Source organism: Achromobacter spanius (assembly GCF_003994415.1).
Classification (GTDB): domain Bacteria; phylum Pseudomonadota; class Gammaproteobacteria; order Burkholderiales; family Burkholderiaceae_B; genus Achromobacter; species Achromobacter spanius_C.
Window position 1 is genome coordinate 672,169 of the sequence record NZ_CP034689.1, and the last position, 20,424, is coordinate 692,592.

At 65.5% G+C, this 20,424-nt stretch carries 14 protein-coding genes; 5 read left to right on the forward strand and 9 right to left on the reverse strand.

Annotated features, from left to right (window positions below; genetic code table 11):
* Window positions 1-3 precede the first annotated feature (3 nt).
* The 4 genes from ELS24_RS02990 to ELS24_RS03005 all read left to right on the forward strand — a co-directional run bounded on the left by ELS24_RS02990 (window position 4) and on the right by ELS24_RS03005 (window position 8,951).
* Window positions 4-3,102 (forward strand): MdtB/MuxB family multidrug efflux RND transporter permease subunit, encoded by a 3,099-nt coding sequence (locus ELS24_RS02990; protein WP_050447034.1) that lies wholly within the window; start codon window positions 4-6, stop codon window positions 3,100-3,102.
* Window positions 3,099-6,212 carry a multidrug efflux RND transporter permease subunit gene (locus ELS24_RS02995; protein WP_127183366.1) on the forward strand — a complete coding sequence of 1,038 codons (3,114 nt, stop codon included), beginning with the start codon at window positions 3,099-3,101 and terminating at the stop codon, window positions 6,210-6,212. The genes ELS24_RS02990 and ELS24_RS02995 overlap by 4 nt, the downstream gene beginning before the upstream one ends.
* The gene (locus tag ELS24_RS03000) at window positions 6,209-7,753 is read left to right on the forward strand and encodes an efflux transporter outer membrane subunit (RefSeq protein WP_240669436.1); all 1,545 of its coding nucleotides are present in this window, start codon (window positions 6,209-6,211) and stop codon (window positions 7,751-7,753) included. The genes ELS24_RS02995 and ELS24_RS03000 overlap by 4 nt, the downstream gene beginning before the upstream one ends.
* 181 nt (window positions 7,754-7,934) lie before the next feature.
* Entirely contained in the window at window positions 7,935-8,951 is a 1,017-nt protein-coding gene (locus tag ELS24_RS03005) for a Bug family tripartite tricarboxylate transporter substrate binding protein (RefSeq protein WP_240669438.1), read from the forward strand.
* A 130-nt stretch (window positions 8,952-9,081) separates the two neighbouring features.
* Here ELS24_RS03005 and ELS24_RS03010 read toward each other — a convergent pair whose 3' ends face one another.
* From ELS24_RS03010 to ELS24_RS03050, 9 genes are all read right to left on the reverse strand, one after another.
* The gene (locus tag ELS24_RS03010) at window positions 9,082-10,332 is read right to left on the reverse strand and encodes a D-amino acid dehydrogenase (protein ID WP_127183367.1); all 1,251 of its coding nucleotides are present in this window, start codon (window positions 10,330-10,332) and stop codon (window positions 9,082-9,084) included.
* Between the two features lie 93 nt (window positions 10,333-10,425).
* A complete protein-coding gene (locus ELS24_RS03015) occupies window positions 10,426-11,943 on the reverse strand; it encodes an N-acyl-D-amino-acid deacylase family protein (protein WP_127183368.1) in 1,518 nt (505 codons plus the stop codon).
* 7 nt (window positions 11,944-11,950) lie between these two features.
* Complete coding sequence (locus ELS24_RS03020) at window positions 11,951-12,613, reverse strand: TetR/AcrR family transcriptional regulator (RefSeq protein ID WP_050447040.1); 663 nt, start codon at window positions 12,611-12,613, stop codon at window positions 11,951-11,953.
* Between the two features lie 3 nt (window positions 12,614-12,616).
* Window positions 12,617-12,784: a DUF7259 domain-containing protein gene (locus ELS24_RS31655; RefSeq protein ID WP_428839677.1), complete on the reverse strand. Its 168-nt coding sequence runs from the start codon at window positions 12,782-12,784 to the stop codon at window positions 12,617-12,619.
* 351 nt (window positions 12,785-13,135) lie between these two features.
* On the reverse strand, window positions 13,136-14,098 hold the full coding sequence (locus tag ELS24_RS03030; RefSeq protein WP_127183369.1) for a Nudix family hydrolase: 963 nt from the start codon (window positions 14,096-14,098) through the stop codon (window positions 13,136-13,138).
* Window positions 14,091-14,957: an ATP-binding protein gene (locus ELS24_RS03035; protein ID WP_127183370.1), complete on the reverse strand. Its 867-nt coding sequence runs from the start codon at window positions 14,955-14,957 to the stop codon at window positions 14,091-14,093. Before ELS24_RS03035 ends, ELS24_RS03030 begins: the two co-directional genes overlap by 8 nt.
* A 982-nt stretch (window positions 14,958-15,939) precedes the next feature.
* Window positions 15,940-17,166 (reverse strand): bifunctional glutamate N-acetyltransferase/amino-acid acetyltransferase ArgJ, encoded by a 1,227-nt coding sequence (gene argJ, locus ELS24_RS03040; protein WP_050447043.1) that lies wholly within the window; start codon window positions 17,164-17,166, stop codon window positions 15,940-15,942.
* Between the two features lie 112 nt (window positions 17,167-17,278).
* Complete coding sequence (locus ELS24_RS03045; RefSeq protein WP_127183371.1) at window positions 17,279-18,319, reverse strand: hypothetical protein; 1,041 nt, start codon at window positions 18,317-18,319, stop codon at window positions 17,279-17,281.
* A 61-nt stretch (window positions 18,320-18,380) separates the two neighbouring features.
* Complete coding sequence (locus ELS24_RS03050; RefSeq protein ID WP_050447045.1) at window positions 18,381-18,875, reverse strand: MarR family winged helix-turn-helix transcriptional regulator; 495 nt, start codon at window positions 18,873-18,875, stop codon at window positions 18,381-18,383.
* Window positions 18,876-19,213: 338 nt separating this feature from the next.
* On the opposite strand from ELS24_RS03050, the gene ELS24_RS03055 reads away from it, so the two are divergent.
* The gene (locus ELS24_RS03055; protein ID WP_050447046.1) at window positions 19,214-20,377 is read left to right on the forward strand and encodes an ABC transporter substrate-binding protein; all 1,164 of its coding nucleotides are present in this window, start codon (window positions 19,214-19,216) and stop codon (window positions 20,375-20,377) included.
* Window positions 20,378-20,424 lie beyond the last annotated feature (47 nt).

Here is a 20,424-nt window from a genome sequence, read left to right on the forward strand (position 1 = left end):
ATCGTGAGTCCGTCGCGTCTGTTCATTCTTCGCCCCGTGGCCACCACGCTGGCGATGCTGGCCATCCTTATCTCTGGCTTCATCGCCTACCGGCTCTTGCCGGTATCCGCGCTGCCCGAAGTGGACTACCCGACGATCCAGGTGGTGACGCTGTACCCGGGGGCCAGCCCCGACGTGATGACTTCCCTGGTCACGTCCCCGCTGGAACGGCAGTTTGGGCAGATGCCGGGCCTGAACCAGATGTCGTCCACCAGTTCGGGCGGCGCCTCGGTCATCACCATGCAGTTCAACCTGACGCTGCCGCTGGACGTGGCCGAGCAGCAGGTGCAGGCCGCCATCAACGCGGCATCCAACCTGCTGCCCAGCGACCTGCCGGTGCCGCCCACCTACAACAAGGTGAACCCGGCCGACGCCGCCGTGCTGACGCTGGCCATCACGTCGCCCACCATGCCCTTGCCGCAGGTGCGCGACCTGGTCGACACGCGGGTCGCGCAGAAGCTGTCGCAGATTCCGGGCGTGGGCCTGGTCAGCGTGGCGGGCGGGCAGCGTCCGGCCGTGCGCGTGCAGGTCAACCCGCAGGCGCTGGCCGCCAATGGTTTGGCGCTGTCGGATCTGCGCACCGCCATCGTGGGCGCCAACGTCAACCAGCCCAAGGGCAACCTGGACGGGCCGCTGCGGTCCACCACCATCAACGCCAACGATCAACTGAAGTCGCCCACTGACTACAACGACCTGATCATCGCCTACAAAAACAACGCGCCGCTGCGCCTGTCCGACGTGGCGCGCGCGGTCGAGGGCGCCGAAGACACACGCCAGGCCGCATGGGTGGGCGACAAGCCCGCCATCCTCTTGAATATCCAGCGCCAGCCGGGCGCCAACGTGATCGACGTGGTCGACCGCATCCAGACGCTGTTGCCGCAGTTGCGCGCCGCCTTGCCCGCCACGTTGGACGTGACCGTGGTGTCGGACCGCACGCAGACCATTCGCGATTCCGTCGAAGACGTGAAGTTTGAAATGCTGCTGGCCGTGGCGCTGGTGGTCATGGTGACCTTTGTGTTCCTGCGCAGCCTGACCGCCACGCTGATCCCCAGCGTGGTGGTGCCGCTGTCGCTGGTGGGCACGTTCGGCGTCATGTACCTGGCCGGCTTCTCCATCAACAATCTGACCTTGATGGCGCTGACGATCGCCACCGGTTTCGTGGTGGACGACGCCATCGTCATGATCGAGAACATCGCCCGCCACATCGAAGAAGGCGAAACGCCGATGCAGGCCGCGTTGAAGGGCGCCTCGCAGATCGGCTTCACGCTGATCTCGCTGACCTTCTCGCTGATCGCCGTGCTGATTCCGTTGCTGTTCATGACGGAAGTCGTGGGCCGCTTGTTCCGCGAATTCGCCATCACGCTGGCGGTATCCATCCTGATATCGCTGGTGGTGTCATTGACCCTGACGCCGATGATGTGCGCGCGCCTGCTGCGCGCCGAATCGGAACAGAAGCACGGGCGTTTCCATACCGCCACCGGCAACTTCATCGACCGCGTCATCGCCGGCTACGACCGTCTGCTGCAAGTGGTGCTGCGGCATCAGACGCTGACCCTGCTGGTGGCGCTGGGCACGTTCGCCCTGACGGTGGTGCTGTACCTGATGGTACCCAAGGGCTTTTTCCCGCAGCAGGACACCGGCCTGATCCAGGCCATTACGCAAGGCCCGCAATCCATCTCGTTCCCCGCCATGGCCGAACGCCAGCAGGCCGCGGCGCGCCTGGTGCTGGAAGACCCGGACGTGCAGGCGGTGTCGTCGTTCATCGGGGTCGACGGCAGCAACGCCACGCTTAGCGCCGGGCGCATGCAGATTGCGCTGAAGCCGCAGGCCGAGCGCAACGGCGACTTGGCTACCGTCATGGCGCGCTTGCAGGAATCATTAAGCAAGCAGGACGGGCTGACCGTCTACATGCAGCCCGTGCAGGACCTGACGATTGAAGACCGCGTCAGCCGCACGCAATACCAGATGACGCTGTCCAACCCCGACCTGAAGGTGTTGAGCGAATGGACGCCCAAGCTGGTGGAGCGGCTGCGCCAGGTGCCGGGCCTGAAAGACGTCACCGATGACCTGCAGGACGACGGCTTGCAAACCTGGGTTGAAATCGATCGCGATGCGGCGTCCCGTTTGGGCATCACCGCCGCCGTCATCGACGAGGCGCTTTACGACGCCTTCGGCCAGCGGCTGATCTCTACGATTTTCACGCAGTCCAACCAGTACCGCGTGGTGCTGGAAGTGCAGCCGCAGTTCAGGATGAACCCATCCTCGCTGGGTCAGATCCATGTGCCAACCTCGGCCGGCACGCAGGTGCCCTTGTCGTCGGTGGCGCATATTTCCGAAGGCAAGACCGTGCTGGCCGTGAACCGGCTGGACCAGTTCCCGATGGTGACCGTGTCGTTCAACCTGGCGCCGGGGGCGTCGTTGTCCAATGCGGTTGAAGCCATCACCGCCGCCGAGGCCGAGATCGGCATGCCCGCCAGCGTTGAAACCCGTTTCCAGGGCGCGGCGCTGGCGTTCCAGAATTCCCTGACCAGTACGCTGTGGCTGATCCTGGCCGCCGTGGTCACCATGTACATCGTGCTGGGCGTGCTGTACGAAAGCTACATCCACCCCATCACCATCCTGTCCACCTTGCCGTCAGCCGGCGTGGGCGCCTTACTGGCCTTGCTGATCAGCGGTACCGAGCTGGACATGATCGGCATCATCGGCATCATCCTCTTGATCGGCATCGTGAAAAAGAACGCCATCATGATGATCGACTTCGCGCTGGACGCCGAGCGCAAGCGGGGCTTGAGCCCGCGCGCGGCCATCCACGAAGCGGCGCTGCTGCGCTTTCGCCCCATTCTGATGACGACGCTGGCCGCCTTGTTCGGCGCCTTGCCGCTGATGCTGTCCACTGGCACGGGAGCCGAACTGCGCCAGCCGCTGGGCCTGGTCATGGTGGGCGGCCTGCTGCTTAGCCAGGTGCTCACGCTGTTCACCACGCCGGTCATCTATCTGATGTTCGACCGACTGTCGCGCCGCTGGCGTGGCGTGCGCGAGCCGGCGGCCGGGGACGCGTCATGATTCTGTCGGCGCCTTTCATCATGCGGCCGGTAGCGACCACGCTGCTTAGCCTGGCGGTGGTGATGGCGGGCTTGCTGGCCTTCTTCCTGCTGCCGGTGGCGCCGCTGCCGCAGGTGGACATTCCCACGATTTCGGTGTCGGCCAGCCTGCCGGGCGCCAGCCCCGAAACCATGGCGTCCAGCGTGGCCACGCCGCTGGAACGATCATTGGGCAGCATTGCCGGCGTGACCGAGATGACGTCGCGCAGCTCGCAGGGCTCGACCCGCATCACCTTGCAATTCGATCTGTCGCGCGACATCAACGGCGCCGCGCGCGACGTGCAGGCCGCCATCAACGCCGCGCGTTCGCTCTTGCCAACCAGCTTGCGCAGCAACCCCACGTATCACAAGTCCAACCCGTCGGACGCGCCCATCATGACCTTGGCGTTGACGTCCGACACGCTGAGCCAGGGGCAGTTGTACGACATTGCCTCCACCATCGTGGCGCAGAAGCTGGCGCAGGTGGATGGGGTGGGCGAAGTCACGGTGGGCGGCAGTTCGCTGCCGGCCGTGCGCGTGACCGTGCTGCCCGGCGCGCTGGCCAACCAGGGCGTGTCGCTGGACCAGTTGCGCAGCACCCTGGCCAACGCCAATGCGAACCGGCCCAAGGGCGTGCTGGAAAACGATCGCTACCACTGGCAGATCATGGCCAGCGACCAGCTCAGCCGCGCCGAGCAGTACCGGCCGCTGATCGTTGCCTGGAAAGACGGCGCGCCGGTGCGCGTGTCGGACGTGGCCACGGTGGAAGACTCCGTCGAAGACCTGTATCAGACCGGCTTCTACAACGACCGCAAGGCCATCCTGATGATCGTGCGGCGCCAGGCGGATGCCAACATCATTGAAGCCGTCAACGCCGTGCGCGCGCAATTGCCCGTGCTGCAGGCGCTGATGCCGGCGGACGTGAACATGACGGTGGCGCAAGACCGCACGCCCAGCATCCGCGCGTCGCTGCACGAGGCCGAGCTGACGCTGATCATCGCCGTGGGTCTGGTGGTGCTGGTGGTACTGCTGTTCCTGCGGCGCTGGCGCGCGGCCATCATCCCCAGCGTGGCGGTGCCGGTATCGCTGATCGGCACCTTCTGCATCATGTATATGTGCGGGTACACGTTGAACACGATTTCGCTGATGGCGCTGATCGTGGCCACGGGCTTTGTGGTGGACGACGCCATCGTGGTGCTGGAAAACATCATGCGGCACGTGGAAAACGGCATGTCGCCGATGCGGGCGGCGCTGCGCGGCTCGCGCGAGGTCGGCTTTACCGTGCTGTCCATGAGCCTGTCGCTGGTGGCGGTATTCATTCCCATCCTGCTGATGGGCGGCGTGGTGGGTCGCCTGTTCCGCGAATTCGCCGTGACTTTGTCGGCCGCCATCATGGTGTCGCTGGTGGTGTCGCTGACCTTGACCCCGATGATGTGCGCGCGGCTGTTACGCCCCGAACCTGAAGAAGCTCCGCCGCCCGGCCGACTGGCGCGCTGGTCCGAACGCGGCTTCGAGGCCATGCTGGACGGCTACCGCCGCAGCTTGCGCTGGGCCTTGGCGCATGGCCGGCTGATGATGTTGACGCTGGCGGTGGCCGTGGGCCTGAACGTGTACCTGTACATGGCGGTGCCCAAGGGATTTTTTCCGCAACAGGACACGGGCCAGCTGCTGGGCTTTTTCCGGGTGGACCAGGGCACGTCGTTCCAGGCCACGGTGCCCAAGCTGGATGCGCTGCGCAAGGTGGTGCTGGCGGACCCGGCGGTACAAAGCATGACGGGTTACGCGGGCGGGCGCGGGGGCAGCAACAGCAGCTTCATGCAGATCCAGCTTAAGCCCCTGGAAGAACGCAAAGTGTCGGCCGACGACGTCATCAACCGGCTGCGCGGCAAGTTGCAGAACATGCCGGGGGCGCGCATGTTCCTGGTGTCGCAACAAGACATCCGCATCGGTGGGCGCCAAAGCCAGGGGTCTTACGACTACACGCTGATGTCCGGCGACCTGCAATTGCTGCGTACCTGGATGCCCAAGGTGCAGCAGGCCATGGCCAAGATTCCCGAGATTACCGACGTGGATATCGATGTCGAGGACAAGGGCCGCCAGATTGATCTGGTGATCGACCGCGAGGCCGCGACCCGGCTGGGCGTCAGCATGTCCACGATATCCACGGTGCTGAACAATTCTTTCAGCCAGCGCCAGGTGTCGGTCATGTACGGCCCGCTGAACCAGTATCACGTGGTGCTGGCGCTTGAGCCGAAATTTGCCGAAGACATTGAATCGCTCAAGCAGGTGGAGGTCATCACGTCGACCGGAGCGCGCGTGCCGCTGCTGGCCTTTGCCCGGCTGGAAAATTCCAACGCGCCGCTCAGCGTGCAACACCAGGGCCTGTTCGTGGCGGACACGGTGTCGTTCAGCCTGGCGCCCGGCGTGTCGCTGGGGCAGGCCACGGCCGCTATCGATGCGGCGGTGGCGCGCATCGGCTTGCCGTCGGACCAGATTCAGGCGGGCTTCCAGGGCACCGCGGCCGCCTTGCAGCAGACCTTGTCGCAACAGCCCTGGCTGATCCTGGCGGCGCTGGTCACCATGTATATCGTGCTGGGCATACTGTACGAAAGCTTCGTGCATCCGCTGACGATTCTTTCAACGCTGCCGTCCGCCGGGCTGGGCGCGCTGCTGGCGCTGCTGCTGGTGCGCCATGACTTCACCTTGATTGCGCTGATTGGGGTGTTCCTGCTGATCGGCATCGTGAAAAAGAACGCCATCATGATGGTGGACTTTGCGCTGGAAGCCCAGCGGGTGCAGGGCATGGCGCCGCGCGAAGCCATCTTCCAGGCCTGCGTGACGCGCTTTCGCCCCATCATGATGACGACCATGGCCGCCATCTTCGGCGCGCTGCCGCTGGTGCTGGCCACCGGCGCCGGTGTCGAGATGCGCCAGCCCTTGGGCATTACCATCGTGGGCGGCCTGGTGCTCAGCCAGATCCTGACGCTGTACACCACGCCCGTGGTTTATCTTTACCTGGACCGATTTCGCCTGTGGGCCGCGCGCGGGCGCGGCCGGCGCAAAGACGCCCCTGCTTCCATAGAACCTACATGATCCGACCCAAGCCGCTTGTCACCTTCCGTTTGTCCCGCAGCGCCGCCACGCTGGCGCTGTGCGCGCTGCTGGGCGCCTGCGCGGTAGGCCCTGATTATCAACGCCCCGAACTGGATGTGGGCGCGTCCTACAAGGAAGCTCAGGGCCAGCAGCAGGTGGAAGGCTGGAAGCCAGCGCAGCCGCGCGACGAGGCGGACCGTGGCAAGTGGTGGCTGGTGTATGGGGACGACACGCTCAATGCCTTGGTGGAACGGCTGAATACGTCGAACCAGACCATCGCCCAGGCCGAAGCCAATTACCGCCAGGCGCTGGGCCTGGTGCGCGCCGCGCGCGCCGGCTTCTACCCCACCGTGGGCGCCAGCGCGGGCATGTCACGCGCGGGTGCCGGCACCGGGTCATCGTCATCGACCAACGGCAGCAACGTGTCCAACCAGTATTCCGTGACCGGCAGCGTCAGTTGGGAAGTGGACGTGTGGGGCCGCGTGCGGCGAAGCACCGAGTCGTCCGAGGCCAGCGCGGCCGCCAGCCTGGCGGACCTGGGCGCCACCCGCCTGAGCGCGCAGGCGGCGCTGGTGCAAACCTATTTCCAGTTGCGTGTGCTGGACGAACAGAAGCGTTTGTTGGATGCCACGGTGGCGGCGTATGAACGGTCGTTGAAGCTGACGCAGAACCGCTACGAAGTCGGTGTGGCGGGGCAGGCCGATGTGGCGGTGGCGCGCACGCAGGTGGAAAGCACGCGTGCTCAGTCCATTGACCTGGACTGGCAGCGCGGCCAGTACGAGCACGCCATTGCGGTGCTGATGGGGCAGGCGCCGTCGCACTTCAGCCTGGTGCCCAGCGTCTTCACCTTGCAGTTGCCGCAGATTCCGGTGGGTCTGCCGTCCGAGCTGCTTGAGCGCCGCCCGGACATCGCCGCGGCCGAGCGCCGCGCGGCAGCCGCCAACGCGCAGATTGGCGTGGCGCAGGCTGCCTGGTTCCCGTCGTTGATCCTGTCGGCCGATGGCGGTTTTCGCAACGGCCAGTTCGCCGACTTGTTGACCGCGCCCGCGCGCTTCTGGTCCCTGGGACCGGCGCTGGCGCTGACGATCTTCGACGGGGGCGCGCGCGCCGCGCAAGTTGAACAGGCACGCGCTTCCTACGATTCGCAGGCGGCCGCGTACCGCCAGGCGGCGTTGGTGGGCCTGCGCGAAGTCGAGGACTACCTGATCCAGCTACGGGTCATGGAACAAGAACAGATCGTGCAGCGCCGCGCACTGGAGTCGGCGCGCGAATCGCTGCGCTTGATTCAGAACCAGTACCAGGCCGGGCTGGTGGACTACCTGAGCGTGGCGGTGGTGGACGCCACCGCGCTGAACAGCGAGCGCAATGCGATAAGCCTGTTGGGCACGCGGCTGGTGGCCAGCGTGAACCTGATCGTGGCCCTGGGCGGCGGCTGGGAGGGGACTTCCCAGGAAACCTCTTCAGCCCAGGAAGCCCAAGCAACCCAGCAGCCCCAGGAGCCGCAAGTGTCCCAACCGCCCCAGATGTCGCAAGGATCCTAGGGGATTCCTGGGGCTAGGGATTACGCCTAATTCTCTTTGCTGCCGTTGACAAGTTTTCGGCGCAGGTTCTTAATGCGAAAAAAGTGACCATGCGGTCACTTTTGCCATGCATGTCGTCATGCTGCACCGACGCCGACTTCCGTTTGATCACACGAACACAATCATGCGAAGGGGAAAGAGGATGGGCTGGTCAATTCAATGGCGCGCCGCCGCCTGTGCTGGACGCCGGGCAGGCAAGGTGACTTCCGCCGTGGCAGCCGCCACGCTGGCATTTTCGGCGGTGGCCGCCGCGGAAACATGGCCAACGCGGCCCATCACCCTGATCGTGCCGTTCCCAGCGGGCGGCACCACCGACCTCTTCGCGCGCACCATCGCGCAGCACATGGCGCCCACGCTGGGGCAGTCCATCGTGGTTGAAAACAAGCCGGGCGCGGCGGGCAATCTGGGCGTGGCCGCCGCGACGCGCGCACCCGCCGACGGCTACACGATTGTGCTCGGGTCCATCGGCACGCAGACGGTCAACCAATTTCTGTACAGCAACATCGGCTTCAACCCCGCCACCGATCTGGTGCCGCTGGGCATCATCGCGTCCACGCCCAACGTCATGGCGGTGGCCGCCACGTCGCCATGGCGCAATCTGGATGACGTGATGAAGGCGGTGAAGAAGGACCCGGGCAAGTATTCCTATGCCTCGCCCGGCATCGGCTCATCGGTGCATCTGACCGGCGCCTACTTCGAATCGCTGGCGGGCTTGCAGATGCTGCATGTGCCATTCAAGGGATCGTCGGCGGCGATACCCGCCGTGATCGGCGGCCAGGTCGATATCCTGATGGACAACCTGCCCAGCTCCATGAGCGCGATGAAACCGGGTGGACGCTTGCGCGGCATCGCCGTCACGTCGGCAGAACGCAGCCCGGCCGCGCCCGACCTGCCGACGATGGCTGAAGCCGGCCTGCCCGGCTTCGAGGTCACCGCCTGGTCCGGCCTGTATGCGCCGCGCGGCACACCGGCGCCCGTGGTCGACAAGCTGATCGCCGCCATGAAGCAGGCCTTGAAAGCACCCGAGCTACAGCAATCGCTGGCGCAAGGCGGCGCCACGCCGGGCAATGTCTTTGGCGCCGACCTGGCCGCGTTTGAAGAGAAAGAACGCGGCAAGTGGAGCAAGCTAATCCAAAGCCGAGGCATCAAGGCCGACTGATTACGCCGGGCCTGGGCGGAACCAGGCCCACGCTTAAGCCCAAGCCTGCGCGCAAACCCACGCTTGGGCCCACAGGCGAAAGCCCAGGCGCAAGCCAAAGCTCATGCCAGCGCCTGTGCCCGTTCCTGCTTTATGCCAATGCAAATGCGGATGGGTCCACGGCGGGGTCGCGGCCCCGCATCAAATCCGCCAAGACCCGCGCGCTGCCCAAGGCCAGCGTAAAGCCCAACCCGCCGTGGCCGGTGTTCAACCACAGGTTGCGGTAGGGCGTGGCGCCGATCAGCGGCTTGCCGTCCGGTCGGGCCGGCCGCAGCCCCGCCCAGGCGCTCGGCGCGCCTTCGGGCTTCAGGCCGGGAAAGAACTGCGCCACGTCGCGCTCCAGGCTGCGCACGCGCTGCGGGTCCACGCCCGCGCCGCCCGTGCCGATGTCCACCATGCCCGCCACGCGCAGCCGCTGGCCCAGCCGCGCATATACGACCTTGCGGCGGATATCGCTGATGCTGGCGGTAGGCGCCACGCTGTCCGGCGTCAGCGTGTAGGTCAGGCTGTAGCCCTTTAACGGATAGATACCCAGGTTCAAGCCCAGCGGCCGCGCCAGCGCTTGCGCGCCCATGCCGCTGGCCAGCACGAAATGGTCGGCTTCCAGGTCGCCTGCCGAGGTGGATGCGCTCATCACGCGGCCGTGTTCACGGCGCAGCGTGTCCACCCGCGTGTTGAAGTGGAAACGCACGGGGTCGGGCGCGGCGCGCAGGATGCGTTCCAGTTCGGTACACAAGCGCTGGCAGTCGCCGGCGTCTTCGGTGGGGGTATAGAGCGCGCCCTGAATGCTGGCTTCGATGCCGGCCAGCGCGGGCTCCATCTCGAGGCAGGCGCGCCTGTCCATCACCCGTTGCTCGCAGCCCAGGCCAGCCAAGTAGTCACGTTGCGCCAGCGCCTGCTGGTAGGCGTCGGCATCTTGGTAGACCAGCAGCTTGCCCGCCGTGGTGAAGTCGAAGTCGGGTTGTTCATCACGCACCAGCGTGTGTACGCACAAACGGCTGTACATGCCCAGCGCCAGCAGTTCACGCGTGGTCTCACGGTTTCTGTCGCGCGTGCAGGAGCGTAGAAACGCCAGGCTCCAACGCCATTGGTCGGGGTCCAGCCGAGGGCGAAAGCGTAGCGGCGCATCTTGGGCCAGCAGCCAGGACGGCAGCTTGGGCAAGACGGCGGGGTCGGCCAGCGGGGCGACAAAGCTATAGCTCAGTTGTGCGCCGTTGGCCATGCTGGTGGCTTGGCCCGGGCCGGACCCCGCATCCACGACCGTCACGCGATGGCCCTCGCGATGCAGGAAGTAGGCGGTGGCCATGCCGACCACGCCCGCGCCGATGACAACGATGTGCATGATGCTCCAAGGAAGCCGCCGCGCGCCAAGGGCGCGACGTTCAGGGTTGCTATTTGCTAATTGCCTTTGGCTATTCGCTATTCGTTATTCGCTTCACGTAGCGCTTGCGTTACAGGCCGCCCAGGCCGGTGTTTCGAAGCCGGGGGCGGCGCGCTCGTCGCCGCGCAGCAGGCGGCCCGGGCGGGCGCCGGTGGGCGCGCCGTTTTCCTCGACCACTTGGCCATTGACCAGCACCGCGTGGATGCCGGTGGACGGCAGCGTAGGCTCGGCAAAGCTGGCCAGGTCGGCGACGGTGGCGGCGTCGAACACCACCACGTCGGCATAACAGCCGGCGCGCAATACGCCGCGGTCTTTCAAGCCGAATTGCGCGGCGGTCAGGCTCGTCATGCGGCGCACGGCTTCTTCCAGGCCCAGCACGCGCATCTCGCGCACGTAGCGCGCCAGCACGCGCGAAAACGCGCCCCACAAACGGGGGTGCGGGCGCTGGTCATGCGGCAGGCCGTCCGACCCGATCATGACGCTGCCATGCCCGATGACCCGTTTGACGTCGGCTTCATCCATCGAAAAATAAATGGCGCCGCCCGGCGACAGTTCTTCGGCCAGGCGGGTAGGGTCCTTGCCTTCACGCGCGGCCAGTTCGCGCAGGTCCACGCCCTGGATTTCCGGGCGCGTTTGCGACCACGTCACGATGATCTTTTCGCCCGCCGCCACGCGGCGCGGTTCCAGAATGGTGGACGACGCGGCGTAGGGGTAGACATCCATGCCCACGGGTTGGTCAGCGCGCACGCGGTCGAACAGCGCCAGCGTTTGCGCGGTGCGTCCGTGGTTGTGCTTGCCGGTGACCTTGTGGTGCGACAGGATGGCCGGCACGTCCGCCGCGCGGCCAATCAGGAAGGCTTCTTCCATGGCGTCGCAAACGTGGTCGGCTTCGTCGCGCAGGTGCGTGGTGTACAGGCCGCGCCAGGCCTTCAAGGGCTCGGCCACGCCGATCACTTCCTCGGTGCTGGCGTGCATGGCGGTGGGGTAGTACAGGCCCGTGGACAAGCCGGCGGCACCCGCCGCCATGGCCTCGTCCAGCGCGCGTCGCATGGTGGCGATCTCGCCTTTGTCAGCGGGGCGGTCCAGCCGGTCCATGGCCGATACGCGCAAGCTGGAATGGCCCACCAGCGCCAGGCTGTTGACGGCGGCGGGCGTGGCTTCCAGCGCGTCGGCGTAGTCCTGCATGCGGGCGTAGAGTTCCCCCGTGTGCTTGGCCAGCAGGTTCAGCGGGGGCGGCACCACGTCGCCCGGCGTGCGCACCGGCGCCAGGCTGATGCCGCAGTTGCCGGTGACCACGGTGGTGATGCCCTGGCTGACTTTGGGCCGCATCAGCGGCGTGCCCAGCAGCGCGCGGTCATCGTGGGTATGGCAATCGATGAAGCCCGGTGACACCACCTTGCCGGTGGCGTCCAGGCGGCGCCGCGCGCGCCATTGTGCGCCGTCGCCGATGGCCGCGATGCGCTCGCCCTGAATGGCGATGTCGGCGCGGCGGGCGGGTCCGCCCAAACCGTCGGCCACCTGGCCGCCTGTGATGATGATGTCGTATTCCTGCGGGTCGGGATGCGCGGGCATGTAGGGCTCAGGTTGGGGGATCGGCGGCTGGCGGTTTGCCGCGCCGCGCCTCCAGGGTGGCAAGGGATTCGGTATTCAAGGGGTCTGGAAAGCCATGCGCCACCAGGTGTTCCAGCGCACCGCTGATGCGCTCCCAGCCTTCGGGCGTGCGCAGCGGCACGCCCAGGAAGTGGGATTCGGTTTTGCCGCGCAGCATCAGGTACAGCACGCCGGCCAGCATCACGCTGACCATCGCGGGCATGTCCACGTCGGGCGCCAGGCCGTCCACGCGGTCGATGAAGCCGCGCGCCGCGCGTTCACGCCGTTCGGCCAGGGGGGCCGACACCTCGTTGCGTTCTATCAGTTCCCAGCGGCGCACTTCGCGCAGGGTTTCATTGCCGGCCAGCGCGTCGATCTGCGCGCGCAGCATGGACAGCACCAGTTCTCCGGGCGTGCGCTGGCTGGACTCATCTTCCGCCAGCAACCCGGGGTTGCGTGTCCAGAAATCCTGTTCCTGCATCCAGGCCAGCATCAGGCCCGGCATGCCGTCGAAGTAGCGGTAGATAAGCTCTTTGCTGACCCCTGCGCGCTTGGCGATGGCGTTGATGCCCACCCCGCCCATGCCGGTTTCCAGAATCTGGGCTTCCAGCGCTTGCAAGATCAGTCGTTCGGTATTTTCGCGGCGGGACATGGCCTATTCCTTCATGAGGATGAGGGAGCGGGCGGGGGCCGGCACGCCGGTCACTCGCCCGTCAGCCAGGTCGGCAATGAGTTCGCTGACGGTATGGCCGATACGCCTGCCATCTTGCCAGACTTCGCTGCCCAGATAGGCGACATTCGCACGCCTTGGCGTACGCGGCAATGAAGGGTCGGATTGCTCGGCAAGAATGCGTCCATGCTGGACTTCCTTGTTGTAGGGACGACGACAAAGAGAGGGTGCAGCGACTGCGGTTCAGATGTCATGTGACTACGTGGTCACATTAAGGGCTCCAAGGTATTGCTTTCGGCCAGAGGGCAGCAAGGGGGGAGTTTCCCTAGGGGCAATGCGGCGACGGCGCATGGGCAATGCAGCCGAAGGGAAGGGGTACGCGAGCGACGGACAATCGGAACGCAACCAAGCGCAATCGAAGCGCAATCGGAATGTAAAAACGCCGCGCCGTGGCAAGCACGGAACGCGGCGTCTTGATGCAGCCGACAGACGATAAGGTGCGTGTCAGATCACGCCACGAATGCCGGCGATGCCGTGCGCGCCATGGCGCAGCGCGTGCGACACGGTCGTGGTCGACTGGCCGCCCAACGCGAACACGGGGATGCCCGCATCACGGTTGCCGGCAACAAAGCCTTCCCAACCCAGCGTGGCCGCGCCGGGGTGGCTGGGCGTGTCCAGCACCGGACCCAGCACCGCGAAGTCGGCGCCGAGTTCGCGGGCGTGGACCACCTGCGCATTATCGTGCGCGGACACGCCGACGAGCGCGCCGGCCGGCAGTTCGGGCCGCGCGTGCAGGCGGCCCGCATCCGCCGTGCGCAAATGCACGCCGTCGGCTTCCTTCCACCATGCGGCGGGGTGTGCGCTATTGACGAGCACGCGCGCACCGGCGGCGTGGCAACGCTTGATCACCTGCTGCAAGACCTCGTGCAGCGAGCTTGCGTTTGCGCCGTCCGGCCATTGCGGTTCACGAAACTGCACCAGCTTCACGCCGCGCGCCAGTGCCGCGTCCAGACGGCCCAGGAACGCGGCCACGCCCGCGCGCGAGCCGATCGAACTGATGCCGTAGGTAGTGGGCAGTTGCAGCCAGCGCAAGGGGGGCAGCGTGGCGGGCAAGAGATCGCCGACCGACGCTGCGTTGGCGGGGGCCACCCATTCCAGGCGCTGGTTCTCAAGCCCTTGCGGCTCGCCTTCCCAGGCGGTCACGTGGCAGAACGCCAGGCGCACGGTGGTGTGCGGATACACGTGCACATAGGTCACCCACGGCCGCGACTGCGTCACGCGGATGCCCAGCTCTTCGTGCAGTTCGCGGGCCAGCGCTTCCAGCACGGTTTCGCCCGGCTCCAGCTTGCCGCCCGGCAATTCCCACCAGCCCGACCACGGCTTGCCTTCGGGCCGCTGGCCCAGCAGCAGCATGCCGTCGGGGCGCAGGATCAAACCGGCGGCAACGTCAACGATCTTCTCAGACATGGCGGGCCGCCCAATCACGCGCGAACTGATAAGCCACCCGGCCCGAACGCGAGCCGCGTTCGATGGTCCATTGCAGCGCCTCGGTGCGCGACGGCTCGATATGCGCTTCGGGGCATCCCAGCTCGCGCAGCCAGTGGTAGACGATGTCCAGATAGTCGTCCTGCTTGAAGGGGTAGAACGACAGCCACAGGCCAAAGCGTTCCGACAGCGAGATCTTTTCCTCGACGGTCTCGCCCGGATGGATTTCGCCATCGGGCTGATGTTTGGCTTGCAGGTTTTCGCTCATGTATTCCGGCATCAGGTGGCGCCGGTTGGACGTGGCGTAGATCAGCACGTTGTCGCCCGAGGCCGACACGGAACCGTCCAGCACGGACTTCAGCGCCTTGTAGCCGGGTTCGCCTTCTTCGAACGACAGGTCGTCGCAGAACACGATGAAGCGTTCGGGGCGCGCGGCGACCAGTTCAACGATGTCGGGCAGGTCGCCCAGGTCGGATTTGTCGACTTCGATCAGGCGCAGGCCACGCTCGCCATAGGCCGCCAGCATGGCCTTGACCAAGGAGCTTTTGCCGGTGCCTCGCGCGCCGGTCATGAGCACGTTGTTGGCGGGCTTGTTCTCAAGGAACTGCAGGGTATTGCGGTCGATGGTGGCTTTCTGGCGCTCGATGTGCTGAAGGTCTTGCATGTCGATGCGCGCGACGTGGCGCACCGCGTCCAGCCAGCCGCGCGAGCCACGCTTGCGCCAACGGAAAGCATGCGCGCTCCAGTCGATCTCGGGCGTGGCGGGCGGAAGAAAGGCCTCAAGCTGCGCCAGCACACGCTCGGCGCGCTGGATCAGGGTGGAAAATTCGGTTGCGGTCACGTCTGCATCCTTGGGTGGCGTGGGGGCGGTTGTTGTGGGTCGCGGTTGTGCTGTGGATGATTTTGGTTGGAGTTCGGGCGCTGCTTGATGGGTTTGCGCGTTTGGCGCTTGTGTTTTTGGCGGCAGCCTGCCGCGCGGCACCCATCCTACGATGGTCGTCCAACCGTGCGATGGCCGTCCAATCGTTCGATGGTCGTCCAACCTTGGGATGGTTGTCCAATCGTTCGATGGTCATCCAACCGTGCGATGGTTGTCCAACCGTACGATGGTCGTCCAACCGTGCGATGGTTGTCCAATCGTACGATGGTCGTCCGATCGTTCGATGGTTGTCCAATCGTTCGATGGTCGTCCAACCGTGCGATGGTTGTCCAATCGTTCGATGGTCGTCCGACCGTGCGATGTTTGTCCAACCGTGCGATGGTTGTCCAATCGTACGATGGTTGTCCAATCGTTCGATGGTCGTCCAACCGTGCGATGTTGTCCAATCGTTCGATGGTTGTCCAACCGTGCGATGGTTGTCCAATCGTGCGATGGTCGTCCAATCGTTCGATGGTTGTCCAATCGTGCGATGGTCGTCCAATCGTTCGATGGTCGTCCAATCGTTCGATGGTCGTCCAACCGTGCGATGGTTGTCCAATCGTTCGATGGTCGTCCAACCGTGCGATGGTTGTCCAATCGTTCGATGGTCGTCCAATCGTTCGATGGTCGTCCAACCGTACGATGATCGTCCCACCGTTCGATGGTCGTCCAACCGTTCGATGGTTGTCCAATCGTTCGATGGTCTTCCAACCGTGCGATGGTTGTCCAACCGTACGATGATCGTCCCACCGTCCGATGGTCGTCCCGTCGTACGACGGTTGTCCCGGCGTAGGATGGGTGAAGCGCGCGATCGCTTCAAGAGGAACACCGCCTAAGATCGCGCGCAACCCATCAACCTATATCGCGGGCACCTCACCAAATAAATGGCTCGCGCCCCATCAATTTACGAACGGTAATCCGCGTTGATCGATACATACTCATGCGAAAAATCGCAGGTGTACACCGTGTCCGCCACCGTGCCGCGGCCCAGCGCGATGCGCACCTGGATCTCGGCCTGCTTCATCACGCGCTGGCCGTCGGCTTCCTGGTAATCCGGATTGCGGCCGCCGTCTTTCGCCACCAGCACATCGTCCAGCCACAGGCGAATGTTCGACACGTCCAGATCGTCGATACCCGCGTAGCCCACCGCCGCCAGGATGCGGCCCAGGTTGGGGTCCGAGGCAAAGAACGCGGTCTTGACCAGCGGGGAATGCGCCACCGCATACGCCACCTTCAGCGCTTCTTCCGTGGTGCCCGCTTCTTCTACGCGGATCGTCATGAACTTGGTGGCGCCTTCGGCGTCGCGCACGATCTTCGTGGCCAATTCCAGCGCGGCGGCGGTCAGCGCCTCGCGCACGGCGGCGTAGGCGGCGTCGGACTCGCTGTTGACGTTCACGCCCGACTTGCCGGTGGCGGCGATGATGAAGGAATCGTTCGTGGACGTGTCGCCGTCAACCGTGATGCGGTTGAACGAAGCATCGGCGATTTCCACCGCCAGCTTCCGCAACAGCGGCTGGGCGATGCCGGCATCGGTGGCCAAAAAGCTGAGCATCGTGGCCATGTTCGGGCGGATCATGCCCGCGCCCTTGCTGATGCCGGTGAAGGTAACGGTCTTGCCGTCGATCTGTACCTTGGCCGAAGAAATCTTCGGCAGCGTGTCCGTCGTCATGATGCCGTGGGCGGCGCTGGACCAGTGGTCGGCGCCCAGGTTGGCGATGGCGCCCGGCAGGCCGGCGACCAGGCGGTCCAGCGGCAGGGGTTCCAGAATGACGCCAGTGGAAAACGGCAGAATCTGCGCGGCCGGCACGCCCAGCAACTTACCCAGCGCGTCGCAGGTGTCGCGCGCTTTCTTCAGGCCTTCTTCGCCCGTGCCCGCGTTGGCGTTGCCGGTGTTGATGACCAGCGCGCTGATCGGGCCGCCGGCGGCCAGGTGAGCCTGGCAAACCTGCACCGGCGCGGCGCAGAAACGGTTGCGGGTGAACACACCCGCCACGCTGGTGCCTTCGGCCAGGCGGAACACGGTCAGGTCACGTCGGTTGGCTTTGCGGATGCCGGCCTCGGTGACGCCGATTTCAACACCGGCAACAGGAAAAATTTCGGACTCGGAGGGGATCTGCAAATTAACGGCCATGACTTCGTCTCTATGAGTAGGCAGGACAAAATCGCCGCCAGGCTAGGCGGCGCGCGGGGGAAAGCTCAGTATTATCCCACCGCTTTGGAGCAGCGATTTTTCAGGGGACGGCTCAGGGGGCCATGCGCATGGCGGCCACGTCCAGCACCCCGGCCTCGCGGTTGCTGAGCACGCTGCGCACCGTGCCGTCGGGCGCTTGCAGCACCGAACTGCCGGCCGCCACGTCTTCGCCGCCGTCGCGTCGCGCCGAGCGGCCGCGCGATGGCGAAAACAGCAGGTCGCCGGGCTGGGCGCCGGGCAGGCGGGGGTTGGCGGTCAGCACGCGGGTGCCGGGCGGGTAGGTCATGGGGCCCAGCGTGGTGTCGCGGGCCAGCAGGCCTTCAAAACCCAGCAGGCGGCGCTGGCCGTCCAGCCGCATGTCCACCTTCAGCAAGGGCAGTTGGCGCAAGTCCATCGCGTCGCTGCCTTCGGTGCGCAGCAGCCAGCGCGGCGCGCCAGCGCTGGCGTCCGGGGCCGTGCCGCGCGCGGACTCGTCCACCTTCAGCCAGGCGCCGGGCGGCACCGCTTGCTGGTCCAGCGTGTTACCCACGGCCAGGTGGCAACTGGCAAACCGGGGCTTGCCGCCTTGCAAGACGAATTCAAGCCGGTGCCCATGCGCGCACAGCCAGCCTTCCTGCGCCTGGTCGCGGGCGATTTCCACCGACAGGGTTTCGGGTTGCTTGGCGGTGGCGGCGTAGCGGAACAGGCGGGTGGCGGCAAGACCGTCGATGGCGGCGGGCTGGGTGTCGGGGAAGACGGCGCGGTCGAATGAGGCCAAGTCGCCTGGCTGCGTCAGGCTGAGCACGGTGCCGGCGGGCATGTCCACGCCGGCCAGCCGCGTGGGCTCGGTCAGCGTCGTCTTGCGGCCGGCGTCGGCCTGGGCGTCACGCTGCGCGGTGAACCACACGCTGAGCTGCTGATAAGGAAAAATGGCGCCCACCAGCGTCAGAATGGTCATCAGGATCGTGCCAGCGCGCCGGTGGTCGCCCAGCCAGTGCCGCGCGCTGGGCGTGGTGGCCAGCACCGCCAGCCAGGTCAGCAAGGTAGCCAGGCAGGCCAGCGAGGCCACCATCAGCACGTAGAAATTACCGCCAGGAAGAGAAACCGGAATCATGGCGGCAATTATGCGCCAATCCGCATGCGGTTTTCAGCCCTGGCGGCAAGGTGCGGCGAGGTCAGGTCTTGGCGGATTCCGAGCGGGTGGCCACCACTTGCAGCTTGAGTTCGCCCAGCGCCTGGAACAGCGCATTGCGGGTGGACTCCGGCATTTCACCAAACATGGATTTGACCCAGGCCTCGTGCGCGCGCGCCATGCGCGCAAAGCTCTTCTTGCCCTGGGGCGTCAGCTTGATCAGCGAACTGCGGCGGTCGGATTCCACCTTGGTGCGCACCACCAGCCCCTCTTTTTCAAGCTGGTCGGTAATGCCGGTGATATTGCCGTTGGTCACCATCATGTGGCGCGACAGCTCGCCCATTTTCATGCCCTTGGGCGCGCGTTGCAGTTGCGCCATCAGGTCGAAGCGGGGCAGGGTAGTGTCGAATTCGTTACGCAGGCGGCTGCGGATTTCGCCTTCGATGAGATTGGCGCAGGTGAGCATGCGCAGCCATAACCGCAGCGCGTGGTGGTCGTCGGGCGCGGCGCGGGATTCGAGATCAGGAGCGTCAGTCATCGGCGTTTTCTTGAGGTTCGGCGAGATGTCGGGTACTGTCGCGCGAGCGTCGTACCAGGCGTTTCGTCGATACGGTCTTCGTTGATGGAAGGGCTGGTGTAAACCCAGGGCTGGTAAAAACCCTAGTCTTGTTTTGAAGAATACTTTAAACCTAAACTATGAACCGCGCCAGCTTTCCCTGTGCAGCACAAGGGGGATGGTGGGGCGGCAAGCTCAGGCTTGCAAGCACGTGTTTGACGGCGGCGCACTGGCGCCGGCAGGCCGGGCATAGAAGTCATTCGAATCGCACCCTCAATAAGAACACCCTCTGCGCGGGCTCGCGCACGGAGCACACCACCATGCGTTTGATCACTTCCCTTATCGCCGCCGCCGCACTGGTGCCGGCCGTAGCCATGGCTGACGCCGTCAAGGTCGGCATCGCCAACGACATTTCCGGCCCGTTCTCGGCGCTGGGCGCCGAAGCGCGTGACGGCTTCAACCTGGCCATCAAGCAACTGGGCAGCAAGCTGGGCGGTCAGCCCGCCGAATTCGTTCAGACCGACATGGGCGGCAACCCGGACCAGGCCCGCCAGTTGGTCACGCGCTACATCCAGCGCGAAAAAATCGATTTCTTCACGGGCCCGATTGGTTCGAACGTGGCGCTGGCCGTGGGCCCCGCGCTGTTCGCCGCCAAGATTCCGTACCTGTCGAACAACCCCGGCCCCAGCCAATTTGCCGGCGCCCAATGCAATAACTACTGGTTCGGCACGTCCTACCAGAACGACGCCTTCCACGAAGCGGCCGGCAAGGTTGCCGCCGACCGCGGCTTCAAGAAAATGTTCATCATGGCGCCCGACTACCCGGCCGGCAAGGACGCGCTGACGGGCTTCAAGCGCGGCTACAAGATCGCCCCGGGCGACGAGGTCTACACCAAGCTGGGCCAGATCGACTACGCCGCCGAAATCGCGCAGATCCGCGCCGCCAAGCCGGACGCGGTCTACATCTTCCTGCCGGGCGGCATGGGCATCAACTTCGTCAAGCAGTTCGTGTCGGCGGGCCTGTCGCAAAGCGTCAAGCTGATCGGCCCGGGCTTCTCGGCCGACGAAGACGTGATCCAGGCCGTGGGCGAACCCATGCTGGGCATGTACAACACGGCACAGTGGGCGCATGACCTGGACGTGCCGCAAAACAAGACGTTCGTGGACGCCTTCCGCAAGGAATACAACGGCCGCTACCCGTCGGTGTACGCTGCCCAGGCCTATGACGTCATCATGGCCATGGACGCCGCCGTCAAGCAGGCCGGCGGCAAGGCCTCGGACCGCGCGGCCGTCATCGCCGCGCTGGAAAAGGCCGACTACCCCTCGGTGCGCGGCAAGTTCACCTACGGCAAGAACCACTATCCGATCCAGGCCTACTACCTGCGCGTCGTCGACAAGGACGGCAGCGGCCGCATCACCAACAAGCTGGTGGGCAAGGTGTTCGACAAGTACCAGGACGTCTACGTCGGCGAGTGCAAGCTCTGAGGTAAGACGCCCAAGCTCGCGCCCGCCGTGTTTTCCGGTAATGCCGG

Bases quoted from the DNA above. Each gene is read 5' to 3' on its own strand.
- ELS24_RS02995 (WP_127183366.1), top strand. From the start codon at position 3,099: ATGATTCTGTCGGCGCCTTTCATCATGCGGCCGGTAGCGACCACGCTG.
- ELS24_RS03000 (WP_240669436.1), top strand. From the start codon at position 6,209: ATGATCCGACCCAAGCCGCTTGTCACCTTCCGTTTGTCCCGCAGCGCC.
- ELS24_RS03005 (WP_240669438.1), top strand. From the start codon at position 7,935: ATGGGCTGGTCAATTCAATGGCGCGCCGCCGCCTGTGCTGGACGCCGG.
- ELS24_RS03010 (WP_127183367.1), bottom strand. From the start codon at position 10,332: ATGCACATCGTTGTCATCGGCGCGGGCGTGGTCGGCATGGCCACCGCC.
- ELS24_RS03015 (WP_127183368.1), bottom strand. From the start codon at position 11,943: ATGCCCGCGCATCCCGACCCGCAGGAATACGACATCATCATCACAGGC.
- ELS24_RS03020 (WP_050447040.1), bottom strand. From the start codon at position 12,613: ATGTCCCGCCGCGAAAATACCGAACGACTGATCTTGCAAGCGCTGGAA.
- ELS24_RS03030 (WP_127183369.1), bottom strand. From the start codon at position 14,098: ATGTCTGAGAAGATCGTTGACGTTGCCGCCGGTTTGATCCTGCGCCCC.
- argJ (WP_050447043.1), bottom strand. From the start codon at position 17,166: ATGGCCGTTAATTTGCAGATCCCCTCCGAGTCCGAAATTTTTCCTGTT.
- ELS24_RS03045 (WP_127183371.1), bottom strand. From the start codon at position 18,319: ATGATTCCGGTTTCTCTTCCTGGCGGTAATTTCTACGTGCTGATGGTG.
- ELS24_RS03050 (WP_050447045.1), bottom strand. From the start codon at position 18,875: ATGACTGACGCTCCTGATCTCGAATCCCGCGCCGCGCCCGACGACCAC.
- ELS24_RS03055 (WP_050447046.1), top strand. From the start codon at position 19,214: ATGCGTTTGATCACTTCCCTTATCGCCGCCGCCGCACTGGTGCCGGCC.